The following is a 14,307-nucleotide window of genomic DNA, read 5'->3' as shown; positions in this document are numbered from 1 at the left end:
CAAAACGGCCTGTACTACAAATCATTCAACCCTTTACCGTTAAGGATTTGCGGCATCCATTTTTCAACTCTCGCCTCGCGGGTTGAGGCTTGTTTGGGTTGGGAAAAATGAAGGAGATACGCTTTTTGCCGTCCGGGTGTTAATGCTTCAAATGCGGTTTTAAGGGCGGGTATGGTATTTAATTTTTGTTGAAACTCGTGAGCGACGGCAAAATCTTCCGTCTGCTTTAAATTTACTTTTAGTCCTGCCTTTTCCACCTCAATGGCTTCATAAATATAGGCTTTCAGGATACTTTTTTGCCCGGCTATTTCCTCGGCATTGGTAAACCTGATCTGTCGCGCAGCTTGTACGTTTTCGGTTTGCTGAATAAGGATGTTATGGGTATCACTTAATAAAGCTCCCTTGAAAAATAAAAGCGCGCAATATTCTTTAAATACATGGATCAAAACAATGTTGCTTTCCCGAAAGGTATAACAGGGACAGCCCCATTTTAATTCTTCGGTCAATCCGCAATCAAGAACAATTGATCTCAATTGCTCTACTTCTTCCTGCCACTTCCCGGCTTTATTAAAATAAAAATCAACTTTGGGGTTCATATCGTTCATTTATTGGTTTCCCGAAATTACTTTTCTTTCGGCGGGTCTGAAATACCATGATATTACAGTAAGTACCAGTAATAGCAGCGCGGGAAATATCTCAGCTACAGCATTCCCAGCTGCAATATGCGAAAAAATTGCGCCCGACATAGCAAAGAAAAAACCCGCGTACGCCCATTCCTTTACCACCGGAAATTTAGGAATCAATACTGCTATAACGCCCAAAACTTTCCAAATGCCCAATATAGTTAAAACATAACCCGGATAGCCTAAATGCGCCAAGCTGTCGGCCCCTCCTGCCCCGGCCTTCGCTTTTAATAGTTGTACCGTTCCTGTTGATATCATCCCTAAAGCAAGCCAGATAGTAGCAATCCAATAGATAATTTTATTCCGTTTCATGATGCTGTATTAATCAATTTGTTTAATACTTCCTGTAACCTGTTGTGTGCCATGTTTATGCCATACGCAAAAGGCAACTTCAGCATCCGGTCCCTCAGTTCGGGCGTCCGGTAAACCACATGCATATTGAGCCTGCTGGTATCGTCGGTAAGTTTTTCAAACTCCAGGAACTCGAGTTGCACATCAAACGGCGCGTTATCCATTTCAAACGTACGGGTGATCTTTTGCCCGGGGATAAACTCATGAATTGTTCCGTTGGCTTTAAAAACAACGTTACCATGCGGGTCTTTTGTTTCAAATTGCCAGCTGCCGTGCTTTTTATTTTCAAGCTTCAGCACTTTTGTTCCCATCCATTGCTCAACAATTTCGGGCTCCATATAGGCTTTAAAAAGCAGTTCCACCGGTAAGTCAAACACTCTTGTAATGGTTAAATCCTGTTTGCCGTTTTCAGCATCTATTTTTGTTTTTTGTTCCATGTTATTTGCCTTTATAATTTTTCATAATAGTTTCTAATTTGTTGAACCTGTCTTCCCACATTGCGCGGAACGGTTCAATGAAGTCGGCCACATCTTTCATTTTTTCTGCATTAATATGATAATAGATCTCCCTGCCGTTTTGCTCCTGTTTAAGCAATTCGCACTCGGTAAGTATTTGCAAGTGTTTGGAAACGGTAGGCCGGGCGGTGTCAAAGTTTGATGCAATTACACCAGCGGTCATCGCTTGTGTGGCAACCAGTAAAAGAATGGCCCTTCGGGTTGGGTCGGCTATGGCTTGAAATACATCTCGTCTTAAATTCATCGTGTAGCTATTTGACTACAAATATAAATGTAGCCATTTAACTACGCAAGTGTTTTTGTTTATTTTTTTTCTGGAACCTTTATCTGATGGCCCTGAATATCAAGCCCGAATATCTGTCAAAAGCACATTAATTTATTTTCTGAACGTAATAAAACGAGCCCATTGCTTATTTTGTAATACATTCTTAACACGCCTTCGCTTAAAAAAGTGTAATTTTAGACCTTCTTAGCAAGGTTATACTACTGGTAGCAGTAAACTATAATAATTTAATGGGTATGAATGCCATTCACAATAAAGATATTGGGACCAAACAAAAAGCGCTGGCCATTAATCTTAACCCCGAAATTTATGGCTCATTTGCCGAAATAGGTGCAGGACAGGACGTAGCAGCAAACTTTTTTAAAGCCGGGGCATCATCCGGCACCATAGCCAAAACCATGTCGGCCTATGACATGCTTTTTTCAGATGCTATTTATGGGGTACAACAAACCCGCCGTTATGTAAGCGAACCGCGGCTGATGGCCATGCTTGGTCATGAATATGGGCTGCTCATTGAACGCCTTGGTACGCAGCGTGGCGATACTTCAACTTTTTTTGCTTTCGCGGATACCATATCGGCCCTCAATTACAATAAAACAAATGAAGGCCACGGTTGGATGGGCGTACGCTTTCAGCTGGAGCCGAACGGGCAGTACAATGATGTGGTGATCCACGTTAAGCTGCTGGATAATGACAATAACCTGCAGCAGCAGGCTGTAGGGATATTGGGTGTAAACCTGATGTATGCCTGCTTTTATTATAATGAGATTCCACCGGTATTCCTGCTTTCGCTGATGGATAACCTCTCGCGCGACAGGATCCAGATAGACATGATCCGCTTTGAAGGCCCAAACTTTACCAAAGTTGATAACCGGCTCATGAGCCTTCACCTGGTAAAATACGGCTTTTCGGATGCGGCACTGTTTGGGCCCGACGGTAAAAACCTGCAACCATCCGAAGTTTTATACAAAAAGCACATCGTAATGGTGCGCGGCCGTTTCCGCCCGGTTATCAACGTGCATATGGATATGCTGAACACCGGTGTTAAACAGTTTTTACAGGAATCGGATGTTGATAAGGAAAACGTTGTTGTTGTTACCGAGCTTACCCTCCAGGCCCTGAAAGAACGTAACGCCGATATCAATGCCGATATAGACGAGAAGGACTTTCTTGACCGCGTAGATATCCTCGGTTCGTTAGGCCAAACGGTGATGATCTCTAATTTTCACGAGTATTATAAACTGGTGGCCTATCTTTCAAAGATCACCAAACTTAAAATGGGCGTGGTACTTGGTTTCCCTAACCTGGAGTATATTTTCTCGGAAGAACATTATAAAGATTTGCCGGGCGGCATTTTGGAATCGTTCGCTACGTTGTTCAGTCGTAAGGTAAAATTGTTTATATACCCTACCCTTCGCGATGGTGTGATCTGGAATTGCCTGCGTTTTTACCTGCCGCCACACCTGATTGACTTGTACCGCTACCTGATAGCCAACAATAAGATAGAAGACATCAGGCATTATAACGAAAATAACCTTAACGTTGAAACCGACAATGTGCTTGAGCTGATAAAACTGGGCGCCGATGGCTGGGAAGAGTTTGTGCCGCCCGAGGTGGCTACGATAATCAAAGAACGCCGCCTGTTTGGATATGCCTCCGGGTTAGAACCGGTAAAAACACTTGAAGCACCACCTCAAGACGGTGATCGGACTGAAATTGATATAGCTTAAAGCGTAAGGCTTTTTAAATCCCCTCTTGAGAGGGGGGGATGAGCGGTAGCAGGGGTGTGTCTTTGCGATAGACTTATCAAAACAGAAACACACCCCTCCCCCCCTCTCAAGAGGGGAATCGCACGGCCCAAAACTGTAAAAAGCTCATTCTATTGCTACGGCAAAACAGAAGGCTTTTGCCCAAGAATATATTTAATCCTTTCAGACTGGCCCGAAGTATCTGCTTTCAAATCGAGAGACTTTCCATTAAGTTGTTGATAATTAACAGCTACGCTATTACCAGACGATGTAGTTTTAATCACTTCCACCGATTCAACATCCGAAGGGATCTTCGCGCCAAACCAATGATCGTCATCCTGTTGCTTCCAGGTTACTAATGTAAATACTTCATTAGCGCCAACTGTTTTGTTTCCATCAATTGCCGATTTCAAAGCCAGGTCATTCCCGTAAAGTGTTGAGGCTGTACCTTTGGTCTTATTAACAAATGAGGTAATTACCTTCAAACCATCGAGGTTATATTTCGGGGATGATGGCAGCGCGGCTTTGGTATTGTATAATTCAACCGGTTTGTTATCGGAGCAGGCCGCAAACATTAAGCTGCATACAGCAAATAAACTATATAATGCTTTCATGGGGTTAGTGTTTAATTGGTTGGGTAAATACAAAATCTTCGGCAGCCATCGGCTTATGGCAATTCGTACATTCTGTGGTAAACATGACATTTGCACCGCCGTACGGCACCATCTTCGGGGTCTTAAACCTCGCCCATCCCCAGCCAAAGGTAGATGCATATTTTTTATCGTCTTTTATCATGTACTCCACCTGCTTAAACTCGCCGGTATGGGTGGTTTCGTCTTTATCCTGTAGTTGTGCCCAGGCCACTTTAGCAAATATGGCGCCGTTTGGCCATGGGTGGATCTTGTTTTCTTTGATCGCTTTTACGGCAATATCATTACCGAAGATTACACGAAGGGTGTTATTATCAAAACGCTCAGTAGTACTGATAGGCTGCCAGTTTTTATAATCGGGGATGTAAGAGATGCCGTTGGCCGCTGTCGGCAATTTGGTGATGGCAGTTTCGTTTTTTTGCCAATGTTGGTATTGCTTATCAGCCGCATTTATAGCAGCAGTATCAGCAGGTTTGTTGTGCACCATCCCTGCAAGGTAGTTTTTTAATACGGCAAGGTCTGCAGGCGATACTTTAGCATTGGTATGAACTGCCGTGTAAGCTGGCAAAGGCATTGCTCCGGCTATTATTTGATTTACCGACTCCCAGAGTTTGCCTTTCTGATCGGCCGGCGCAAGCTTATTCCATTCGGAAAAATTAAGGTCGGCCCTGCCCTGTTTGATATGGGATGCCACCCCCCAGTAAATGGGAACTATTTTATCGTACCAGCGTAAATTGGTGTTGTTTGAATGGCAATCATAACAGGCACGTTGAATAATAGCCTTAACATCTGCCGGGGCTTCCAGGTCGCCCGTTACCGGCGGGTTAGGAACATCCGGGCGCACAAACTGGATGCACAAAAAGCCTGCAAATAAAATCAGGATGATAAGGAACGCTTTTCGTTGATACAAGGGTTTTCTGTTGGTTTTCATAGCCATTCGGTTTGCAATGCAAAGAAAACTACAATCCTTTATAATAAATGTAACAATTAGTTAGGCGGGTGCAAATAATCGTTGAATAAGGAAAAAAGGAAGTTGAGACTACAAAACACGCTGCTTTTGCGCGTGTCGCCATCAATATAATCAGCATGTATGAATAAACTTTAAATTAGCGTAGCAGTCAAACGAACGCATCAATCACCCTCAAAAATGAAAGCAAGATCTATCTTACTACTAATGCTTATTTCCTTTAGCGTTATTAAAGCCAGTGCTCAATACAATTTTACCAAAGTTGATAACTGGCTAAATGACCACGCATCCGAAATGGGTGGCCGGGTGGTGCTTATTGTTTATAAAGATGGCAAGGTAGTTTATAACCGCGCAGTTAATGATATGAACATGAGGCAAAAATTTGTTGGCCGCATGATAGCCCGCAAACAAGGCAAAAAGGCTGATCTGGATGACTATACGTCCACCTCAAAGGTGGCTATTGCCAGCTGCAGCAAATGGCTTAGTGCCGCTTTGGTGATGACCTTTGTTGATGAGGGAAAGCTAAAATTGACCGATACAGTTGGCAAATACTTGCCTGTACTATCGCAACACGGCAAGGGGGGCATCACCATTGGTCAATGCCTGTCGCACCAAACCGGGATCAAGACGCCGCCATTAAAAGAAAGTTTAGAAGATATGCGCCAGGACAACTCGATGGATGATGCAATAGCCGATATAGCAGCCTTACCGATGGAAGGTACACCCGGCAAGGTTTTTCACTACAGCAATGCCGGCTTGCAAATTGCCGGGGCTATCATCGAAAAAATCAGCGGCAAAAACTTTGAAACCTTATTTGCCGAACGTATTGCCAGGCCGCTTAATATGCAGCATACTGATTTTGGAAATGCCAAAGTAGCCCTGCCCGCGGGCGGGGCGTACAGTACTTCCGAGGATTACCTGAACTTTTTGACCATGATCATGAACCGGGGCATTTTTAACGGGAAGCGTATCCTGAGCGAAAATAGTATAGCCCAGATGCAGGAAAACAGGATCACCGCTGACGTTAAGATCGCCTATTCACCTGCCGAGGCTGGAGGTTTAGGTTACGGTTATGGCGAGTGGGTGTTTGATGCCCATACCGTAAGCAGCCCGGGGTTGTTTGGGAGCTTTCCGTGGATAGACAAGGATAAAAAGTACGCCGCCTTTATGATGACTTTTTATATTAAAAGCGATGGCAGGCAACAGCGTTATCGCGAACTGAAACAACTGGTGGATGAAGCAGTAAAATAGTAGTTTTGCAGCCATGAAGCTGTACATAAAAAACATGGTTTGCAGCCGCTGCAAAATGATGGTGAAAACCGAGCTGGAAAAAGCCGGGCTGCAGCCTGTTTCCATTGATCTTGGTGAGGTGGAGATTAAAGAAGCCCCTACCCCGGCTCAGCTTAAACGATTGGAGACATCGTTAAATGCCCTTGGGTTTGAACTCATTGACGATCAAAAAAGCCGTATTATTGAACAGATCAAAACCCTCATCATTGAGCATGTGCACTACGCCGAAACACAATCGCCCTTGAAGCTTTCGGCGCTGCTTACTTCAAAACTTAATTATGATTATGGGTACCTGAGCAACCTTTTTTCGGCTGTAGAAGGCTCAACCATCGAAAAATACTACATAGCCCAGCGAATTGAAAAAGTGAAGGAACTCCTTGTTTATAATGAACTTAGTCTTTCCGAAATCGCGTTTCAATTAAGCTATAGCAGCGTTGCCTACCTATCCAGCCAGTTTAAACAGATAACCGGGATGACGCCATCTGCCTTTAAAGCCCTTCAGGGCAGCAAACGCACAAATCTGGAAGATATATAAAGCACAAATTTTATTCTGCAATGGTTCGTGTAACCCGATCAAATTGTGGCCGGCTTGCTGAGTGATTTAAATCCGGGGCCTTTGAAGGTTAGATGACAAAGAGCACCTGTCAGTCTGAGCCCGTCGAAGACTCGTGCGCAGAGGCCTGCCCGCCATACTTCGACGGGCTCAGTATGACACCCATTTTTTTTGTTGTCATGGGTAGCACTCGTGTCGACCTGTAAATCTTATAAATCATACCCATAATACCGTAATGCTTCCCTGCAGGCCCATGGTAATTTTGTATCAGCAAATACAAATTATCATGACACATACCTATAATATCACCGGCATGACCTGCACCGGCTGCCTGGCTAAAGTGCAGGGCCTGTTACAGCAGGTTCCCAACATTGAAAAAGTTGAGATCTCTTTAGCCGAAGGTACTGCCGACATCACGATGAAAAAGCACGTGCCGACTGCCGACCTTAAACAGGCACTTGCCGCTTATCCTAAATACCAGCTTAGCGAAGAAGAGGTACATCATCACCATATGAGCACGACAGATGCTGCTGAAAACCGCACCTGGCTGCAAACCTACAAGCCGATCCTGCTCATTTTTGGTTATATTTTAGCAGCAGCAATAATTGCCGGACGCTATACAGGCGGATTTAACATCACTACGGCCATGCGCGTTTTCATGAGCGGCTTTTTCCTGGTATTCTCCTTTTTTAAACTGCTGGATCTTGCGGGCTTTGCCGATAGCTATGCCATGTATGATGTGGTGGCCAAACGCTGGCGTGGATGGGGTTACGTTTATGTTTTTGTTGAACTGGGTTTAGGCCTTGCCTTTGCGCTTAATATTGCACCGGTAACGGTTAACGCCATTATGGTTACGGTAATGAGTATAAGCCTGATTGGTGTGCTGCAAAGTGTTTTCAGCAAAAGGCAGATCCGTTGTGCATGCCTCGGCGCGGTGTTTAATTTGCCCATGAGCACAGTAACCATTATTGAAGATGGACTGATGATTGCAATGGGGATAATGATGCTGGGGTTAATGTAAGAGACCTTCAACAGGGTGTCATTTCGATTGAGCGGAAGAGGCATGAGCACCGGGGCGAAAGAGAAATCTTATACGCTGTGAAAGTTCGCTATAAAAGTTTGCAAGCAGGGTGTATAGGATTTCTCCTCTCTCCCATTACAATTCCCCGTCTGTTCGTCGAAATGACAACTTTAATAAGAAATTATTAAGCTCCTACATCCTAAACCGCAAGGCAACCGAGCGTCCCAAAGCTTGCGCAAATTCGGGGTCAATTACCGGGCCTTCACCTTTTTGTACCCATACACGGCGGGCGTCTTTTTGAAGGATTATTTTCTCGCCATTTAACAGGATCTCAAGTTCGCTGGTGGTTGGGGTAATTGGCGAGGTATTAATTTGATACACGTGGTCGGTATCGTTAAAAGTTATTCTTAGTGGCAATCCCATCTTTATCTTCTCTACGGTAAACATACGTATCCCATGTTACAAAAGCAACAACAGGCGGCGGGCAATAACAAATTTCTACATTAACAGGTTAATTTACAGATCATTATTTTGCACATTTAATCAGGCCGCCAGCTGCAACTGAACCTTATGGATCAGGCTGTTCATGCCAAACGGCTTGTGCAAAACATCATCCGGCGCTCCTTTTTGCGGTTCATGTGCTTCGGTTTCCTCATTTTCTGAACAAACAATTACACGAAGATTTTTAGTGGCCCGGTTCAATTTAATGAGCCGGCATAGCTCACGGCCGTCCATGCTTTTATTAACAATATCCAGGATCACAAGGTCAGGGTGGCATGCTTTTATAGTCCTGAAAAGTTCATGGGCATGGGTTGACGAGGCTACTTCGTAACCTTTACCAAGCAGGATGTAGGTCATTACCTCTATCATCAGCTCGCTATCATCAACTATCAAAATTCGTTTTGCCATAAACCAGGTCCTGCTTTTTGTACTTATGTCATGCAAACCGCATGCCACTGATTAACTTACAGTTAACCTCTTGTCGTCCAGGCAGGGAGCTATTCCCGATAGAGCTATCTTTTGTAATGATATTTTGACAATTATGGCCTTAATGTTTAAACACAATTGATCTGTTTTATTACATTTGGCCTATAGGAAATAGATTTAGCGAGCGAAAATGGACAATATCAATATCAAAAAACTGGCAAAGGAACTCAATATCTCCACATCAACCATCTCGAGGGCCTTTAATGGAAATACTGATATTAATAAAGACACCAAAGAGCGGATTTTAGCATACGCCAAACAACATAACTATTTGCCCAACCATTATGCCAGTAACCTCCGCGATAAAAAGACCAAAACCCTGGCTGTTATCGTTCCCGAAATAGCTAACGACTTTTTTTCGCAGGCAATCAACGGCATTGAAGAGGTTGCCCGTAAAAAAGGGTTCTACATTTTGCTTTACCGCACCGACGACGTTTTTGAAAAGGAAGTATCATTTGTAAATTATCTTAACAATGGCAAAGCCGATGGCATTATCATGTCGGTATCCGGCGAAGCCAGCGACCACAACTATCTGCGCCAGCTGGAAAAAAAACATGTGCCTGTTGTTTTTTTCGACCGCGTTTATGAGGATATTGAGGCCGCCAAAGTAACTACTAACGACTATGACGCCAGTTTTGCAGCAACTGAACACCTTATTAAAACCGGGTGCAAAAAGATAGCTTACCTGGTGGTTAACAAAAGTATTTCGATAGGTAAAGTGCGGATGCAGGGTTATATGGATGCGCTGGCTAAGCACAAGATCGTGTTTGATGATACCCTGGTTATTGATTGCAGTAACGATGAAAAGGAAAATTATAAGATTTTGAAAAAGGCCTTACAGGTAATCAAGCCTGATGGTATTTTCAGTTCGGTTGAACGTTTGGCCTTTGCTACCTACTACGTTTGTAATGACCTTGGCATTTCGATACCTAACGATCTGAAAGTGATTAGCTTTTCAAGCCTCAGGGTAGCCCCGCTCCTTTCTCCCCCTCTTTCAACCATAACGCAACCCGCTTACGAAATGGGCGTAAAGGCAGCAACTTTATTATTCGATGTGCTCGAAAACAACGGCTCGGCTCCTAAAAAGCAACATGTGTTGAAATCAAAGCTGTTCATCAGGAAGTCGTCGTCGGGTTCATAGATCATGGTTGATGGTTTATAGCATGCAAGAAACAAAGCCATAGAAATAAAGTCTATTCCCTTGTTTCTTGCATGCTGCTATGAACTATGAACCATCATCTATGAGCCAATAAAACCTTACGCTTCAATAAAAAGCTCGCTTTGCGGCCTGCGTACTTTTAGCATTTTGCTGTAAGCGTCGTCTTCGGCACGGAAACCTACTGCGGCAATTACCGAGGTAGTTAAGCCTTTTTCTTTCAAGCCCAGGATCTCGTCGAATTTCGCAGCGTCAAAACCTTCCATTGGACCCGCGTCTACCCCAATTTCTGCCGCTTCAGCCAATAAAACCCCTAAAGCAATATAAGCCTGTTTGTGTGACCATTCAACTTTTTGCTCATCGGTACGGCTGGCCAGGGTGCCTAATACCATTTGCTCATAACCGGCAAGGCTTTCACGGGCAATGCTGCGGGTTGAAGCAACAAGGTCAATGAATTTTTTGCCAAAATCCTCATCAAGGTTAGTTAATGAAGCAAATACAAACAGAGCCGATGAATCGGTAATCTGCGGTTGGTCGTACCCAACGGCACGTAATTTCTTTCTTGTTTCTGCATCCTGCACAACAATCACCTTATATGATTGCAGGCCTAATGATGATGGTGCTAACTGAATGGCTGTTTTTAAAGCCTCTAACTGTTCTGCGCTTATTTTTTTGTTGGGATCGAATTTCTTAACGGCCGATCTCCATTGTAATTTTTCTACTAATGACATGATTATTTTAAAATGTTGAAACAAATATAGATGTTTAAACATATATGTTTAGCCACACAATTGTAAATAGATCATTACTCCCCCAATCAAGTGGAAATAGATGTCATGCCTGTAGCTTCCTTACATATAACTTTGGGTGATTTCGCCTGACTTTATCCTGCTGTTAAGCATTCGTGTCGATCACTAATTTACTCCACCCTTTATTTCCCGCGTTTTTGATCTCTTTTTTACGCTGCTCCATTACTTTTTTTATGCGCGAGCTGTAAGCCCAGCAAGTGCTTTGACGGATAGAAAGAATTTCGGAAAGTTTATGTGATGAGATCTTACCCTTGGTTGAATACATCAGGAAGATCATATAAAAAGCTTTATTGATAGGGATCCGGGTATTTTGCAGTATGGTATAAGCTATTACCGACTCCTCATAACCACATTTTGAACACCGGCGGCTGTAAGGGAGGTGCCCGCTGCCGTAATGTGTATTGCTGCATTTGCGGCAGGCATAACTATGCTCCCATTTCAGATCAGACAGGAATTTGAAGCAGGTTTCCCTGTCGGGATAAATGCGGCTAAACTCTTCAAAGTCAACTTCGGTGAGCATTACCCTATCGTGTGTTACTTTTTCAATATCATTATGCAGGATAATGTTGTCTTTTTCGAGGAGTACATTCATGCGCGAGATCTCTTCGGCCTGTTGCTGCAGCAGCTCATTAACTGATTTTAGCTCCTCATTTTGTTCCGCTATCATTGATGACTTTTCAACCAGCTCGCGGGTGCGTTCCTGCACCTGGGCTTCAAGGCTGCGGTTCAGGGTATCTTTCAGCTCTTCGTTTTGCTTCATCTGGGCTATAATATCCTGCTGGGCAACGTCCTTTTCTTTTTTAAGGATCCGCACTTTATCCCCTATAGCAAAAGAGATGAACAGCATCTCCATAATAAAACAAATACTAAGGCTGTAGTAATCAAACTCGGTAACAGGCAGCCACCAGACATTTAGTGCTATACAGCTTTTAATAACAAAGCCGGTAAGTAAAAAAGTGTACCCAATAACAAAGAACCGCGCGGGTTTATACCCTTTTACCAGCACATAACAACCCGCATAAAAAGAAATGCACAGCGGCAAAAACTCGATGATCTTGTAGTTAAACCAGGCCAAATTAATGGTAATGCAAGCCAGGAAATAAATGCACCTGAAAATGATCACCCACTTGATCACTTTATTTAAACGCGGGGCATTAACTTTTAAATTGAGCAGGCTTTGAGCAAAAAGGATGGCAAAAATACTGGCCGAGAACAGGGCGATACCATACGCATAATTGTTCCAGCCGGGATAGTTTGGCCAGATGTACTGGTAAGCTATGCCATCGGCACACATTTCATAAAGGCCAATACTTAAGTTATATATGATGTAATACAGGTATTGCACCTGGCGCATGGCTATGAACATCATGAAATTGTACAGGCCAAAAACCAGGATCATGCCGTAAAAAACACCAAAGAAAAAATATTCATCGAGCGCGTAGCCAATAAAGCGGCTTACGGTGCGCAACACCATGATCACGTTAACCGAATGCCCCGAACGGATGCGGATATAATAAACATCATCGGGCCCCTGGCTGCTGTTGATATTAAAGCTAAAGTTTTTGTGTTTGTAAAAGCGCGCGGCAAAAGGGCGGCTACTGCCAAGCGACGTTGCCCGGTAAGTATTTTTAACGGGCGAATAAACCGTAATACTGTCGATAGTTTGATCAAAAAACTCCAGGATCCAGTTGTTGCTGCTGGCATTGGCCTTGCCAATTTTTATGCGGTACCAGTAAGCCGAATTGTTGTGATGGGTAACCGGGGTAGGTTCCAGGTTAACTGCGAATTTGCCTGCTAAGTAAGCGTCGCGAATATCATCGAGGCTGAGTTTTCCGGTTGTATCCTCAAAATATACTATCTGCTTATATTCAAAAATGTGCTGGTTTACTTTGTCGTTTATTTGAACCGTGGTTTGAGCTATGCCTGTTGAAAAGCATAAGCAAAACATTATAATACCGATAAAAAATCTCAGTAAAAGTTTAAACATAGGCTTGGGAAATGGATGTATTCCGCACCTGTAATGGTGGTTTCACTACAGGCGCGAAAAAAATGGTTGTTTGGTTAGCGTCAGGCCGGATACAATTATAATATTTTTATTTTTCTATTCCTATTAAAAGTACATTAAACAGTGATTTAAAATGTTAATTTTTAGCCATTTGTTGTTAATATCCGGGAATTACTATATATAAATAGTCACAGGCCCATTTACTAAAGTGTCCGAAGCGGTTTTTCCATCTATTTCATATTAAAAGGCTACGCCTAAAAAACAACGCTGGCATTTCTCATCAGGCGTATTTTTAAAGCCGGCGCACGCGGCGCCCGACCGTTTTATCATTGTTAAAATTTGATTTATCAGATAACTTAACATGACTAATATATGAACCGCTATTGGTTATAACAAGCGTATATTTGTAGTGTTAGGCATCAAAACATCGCTTTTCAAAAATCACGATGTGCTTCATTACCAAAACGAAAACTGTTGCCTGAAAGCTAAAAACTATAAAACCGATGCAAAGCGAACATTACAATACCGGGCTAAAAAAAAGCATTCTTTTTTTATTCGCCCTGCTATTTACAGCAAGCTTAACCGTAAACGCCCAAAATATCCGGGTGGCGGCTGCTGCTAACCTGCAGCCGGTAATGGAGGTTTTACAAAAAGATTTTAAGCAAAAAACAGGAATTACTATTGATGTTGTTATAGGCTCATCGGGTAAGCTGGTAGCTCAGATCAGTAATGGAGCTCCGTTTGATGTGTTTTTATCGGCAGATATGACCTTTCCCGAAACACTGTTTAAAAATGGTTTTGCAAAAGAAAAACCGGTAGTGTACGCCTCGGGCAGCCTGATCATCTGCAGTACGCAAAACATTGGCTTTGAAAACTGGGAACGCCTGCTGCTTTCGGCAAGGATAAAAAAAATCGCCATAGCAAACCCGGCTATAGCACCTTATGGCAAAGCCGCCGAGCAATCGCTCAGGGATAAGGGGATTTTGGATGATGCCAAATCGAAGGCCGTTTATGGAGAAAGCATATCGCAGGTAAATACTTACATTACCACAGGCGTGGCCGATATCGGTTTCACTACCCAATCGCTGGTAAAGGAACTGGGAGATAAAACACCTCTGTTTTATACGGTCGTCGATCCCAAAACCTACGACCCCATACTTCAGGGCATCGTGATCCTGAAACACGGAGCGACTAATCCTGCGGCCGGAAAATTTTACCGGTACATTTTAAGCCCGGCCGCTAAAAGTATTTTTAAAGCCTATGGTTATAGGGTGCAATAATTTGTATTT

Annotated in this window: 16 protein-coding genes; 6 read left to right on the top strand and 10 right to left on the bottom strand. The window is 43.3% G+C overall.

Annotated elements, in window-relative coordinates:
- Window positions 1-14: 14 nt before the first annotated feature.
- The 4 genes from ABID99_RS26420 to ABID99_RS26405 are packed head-to-tail and all read right to left on the bottom strand — an operon-like array spanning window position 15 to window position 1,793.
- Window positions 15-605, bottom strand: coding sequence for a YdeI family protein (locus ABID99_RS26420; protein WP_090532797.1), 591 nt, complete (start codon window positions 603-605; stop codon window positions 15-17).
- Window positions 606-995, bottom strand: a complete 390-nt coding sequence (locus ABID99_RS26415) for a DoxX family protein (RefSeq protein WP_217633201.1) — start codon at window positions 993-995, stop codon at window positions 606-608.
- Window positions 992-1,471, bottom strand: a complete 480-nt coding sequence (locus tag ABID99_RS26410) for an SRPBCC domain-containing protein (RefSeq protein ID WP_090532794.1) — start codon at window positions 1,469-1,471, stop codon at window positions 992-994. The genes ABID99_RS26415 and ABID99_RS26410 overlap by 4 nt, the downstream gene beginning before the upstream one ends.
- A gap of 1 nt (window position 1,472) precedes the next feature.
- Window positions 1,473-1,793 carry a helix-turn-helix transcriptional regulator gene (locus ABID99_RS26405; RefSeq protein WP_090532792.1) on the bottom strand — a complete coding sequence of 107 codons (321 nt, stop codon included), beginning with the start codon at window positions 1,791-1,793 and terminating at the stop codon, window positions 1,473-1,475.
- 275 nt (window positions 1,794-2,068) lie between these two features.
- Here ABID99_RS26405 and ABID99_RS26400 point away from each other — a divergent pair, with 275 nt between their 5' ends.
- Window positions 2,069-3,562 (top strand): nicotinate-nucleotide adenylyltransferase, encoded by a 1,494-nt coding sequence (locus ABID99_RS26400; RefSeq protein ID WP_090532790.1) that lies wholly within the window; start codon window positions 2,069-2,071, stop codon window positions 3,560-3,562.
- 155 nt (window positions 3,563-3,717) lie between these two features.
- Here the strand turns inward: ABID99_RS26400 and ABID99_RS26395 are convergent, their stop codons facing one another.
- Together ABID99_RS26395 and ABID99_RS26390 are read right to left on the bottom strand one after the other, a co-directional pair.
- A complete protein-coding gene (locus ABID99_RS26395) occupies window positions 3,718-4,194 on the bottom strand; it encodes a hypothetical protein (RefSeq protein WP_373615608.1) in 477 nt (158 codons plus the stop codon).
- Between the two features lie 4 nt (window positions 4,195-4,198).
- Window positions 4,199-5,161, bottom strand: coding sequence for a heme-binding domain-containing protein (locus tag ABID99_RS26390; protein WP_373615607.1), 963 nt, complete (start codon window positions 5,159-5,161; stop codon window positions 4,199-4,201).
- 216 nt (window positions 5,162-5,377) lie between these two features.
- Here ABID99_RS26390 and ABID99_RS26385 point away from each other — a divergent pair, with 216 nt between their 5' ends.
- The 3 genes from ABID99_RS26385 to ABID99_RS26375 all read left to right on the top strand — a co-directional run bounded on the left by ABID99_RS26385 (window position 5,378) and on the right by ABID99_RS26375 (window position 8,061).
- Window positions 5,378-6,448: a serine hydrolase gene (locus tag ABID99_RS26385; RefSeq protein WP_090532786.1), complete on the top strand. Its 1,071-nt coding sequence runs from the start codon at window positions 5,378-5,380 to the stop codon at window positions 6,446-6,448.
- A 13-nt stretch (window positions 6,449-6,461) separates the two neighbouring features.
- Window positions 6,462-7,022, top strand: a complete 561-nt coding sequence (locus tag ABID99_RS26380) for an AraC family transcriptional regulator (protein WP_373615605.1) — start codon at window positions 6,462-6,464, stop codon at window positions 7,020-7,022.
- Window positions 7,023-7,326: 304 nt separating this feature from the next.
- The gene (locus tag ABID99_RS26375; protein ID WP_373615604.1) at window positions 7,327-8,061 is read left to right on the top strand and encodes a heavy-metal-associated domain-containing protein; all 735 of its coding nucleotides are present in this window, start codon (window positions 7,327-7,329) and stop codon (window positions 8,059-8,061) included.
- A 192-nt stretch (window positions 8,062-8,253) separates the two neighbouring features.
- Here ABID99_RS26375 and ABID99_RS26370 read toward each other — a convergent pair whose 3' ends face one another.
- Both ABID99_RS26370 and ABID99_RS26365 read right to left on the bottom strand, forming a co-directional pair.
- A complete protein-coding gene (locus ABID99_RS26370; RefSeq protein ID WP_090532876.1) occupies window positions 8,254-8,484 on the bottom strand; it encodes a hypothetical protein in 231 nt (76 codons plus the stop codon).
- A 120-nt stretch (window positions 8,485-8,604) separates the two neighbouring features.
- Complete coding sequence (locus ABID99_RS26365; RefSeq protein WP_188833770.1) at window positions 8,605-8,970, bottom strand: PleD family two-component system response regulator; 366 nt, start codon at window positions 8,968-8,970, stop codon at window positions 8,605-8,607.
- A gap of 208 nt (window positions 8,971-9,178) precedes the next feature.
- Between ABID99_RS26365 and ABID99_RS26360 the strand changes: the two genes are divergently transcribed.
- Window positions 9,179-10,189, top strand: a complete 1,011-nt coding sequence (locus ABID99_RS26360; protein ID WP_090532776.1) for a LacI family DNA-binding transcriptional regulator — start codon at window positions 9,179-9,181, stop codon at window positions 10,187-10,189.
- Between the two features lie 116 nt (window positions 10,190-10,305).
- On the opposite strand, the gene ABID99_RS26355 is transcribed toward ABID99_RS26360, so the two are convergent.
- Window positions 10,306-10,935, bottom strand: a complete 630-nt coding sequence (locus ABID99_RS26355; protein WP_090532874.1) for an NAD(P)H-dependent oxidoreductase — start codon at window positions 10,933-10,935, stop codon at window positions 10,306-10,308.
- 163 nt (window positions 10,936-11,098) lie between these two features.
- The gene (locus ABID99_RS26350; protein WP_217633200.1) at window positions 11,099-13,000 is read right to left on the bottom strand and encodes a 7TM diverse intracellular signaling domain-containing protein; all 1,902 of its coding nucleotides are present in this window, start codon (window positions 12,998-13,000) and stop codon (window positions 11,099-11,101) included.
- 521 nt (window positions 13,001-13,521) lie between these two features.
- Here ABID99_RS26350 and modA point away from each other — a divergent pair.
- Window positions 13,522-14,298, top strand: coding sequence for a molybdate ABC transporter substrate-binding protein (gene modA, locus ABID99_RS26345; protein ID WP_090532774.1), 777 nt, complete (start codon window positions 13,522-13,524; stop codon window positions 14,296-14,298).
- Window positions 14,299-14,307: the final 9 nt, after the last annotated feature.

Source organism: Mucilaginibacter sp. OAE612 (assembly GCF_041806395.1).
GTDB classification, from domain to species: domain Bacteria; phylum Bacteroidota; class Bacteroidia; order Sphingobacteriales; family Sphingobacteriaceae; genus Mucilaginibacter; species Mucilaginibacter rubeus.
This window is presented reverse-complemented; position numbering and strand designations above follow the sequence as displayed.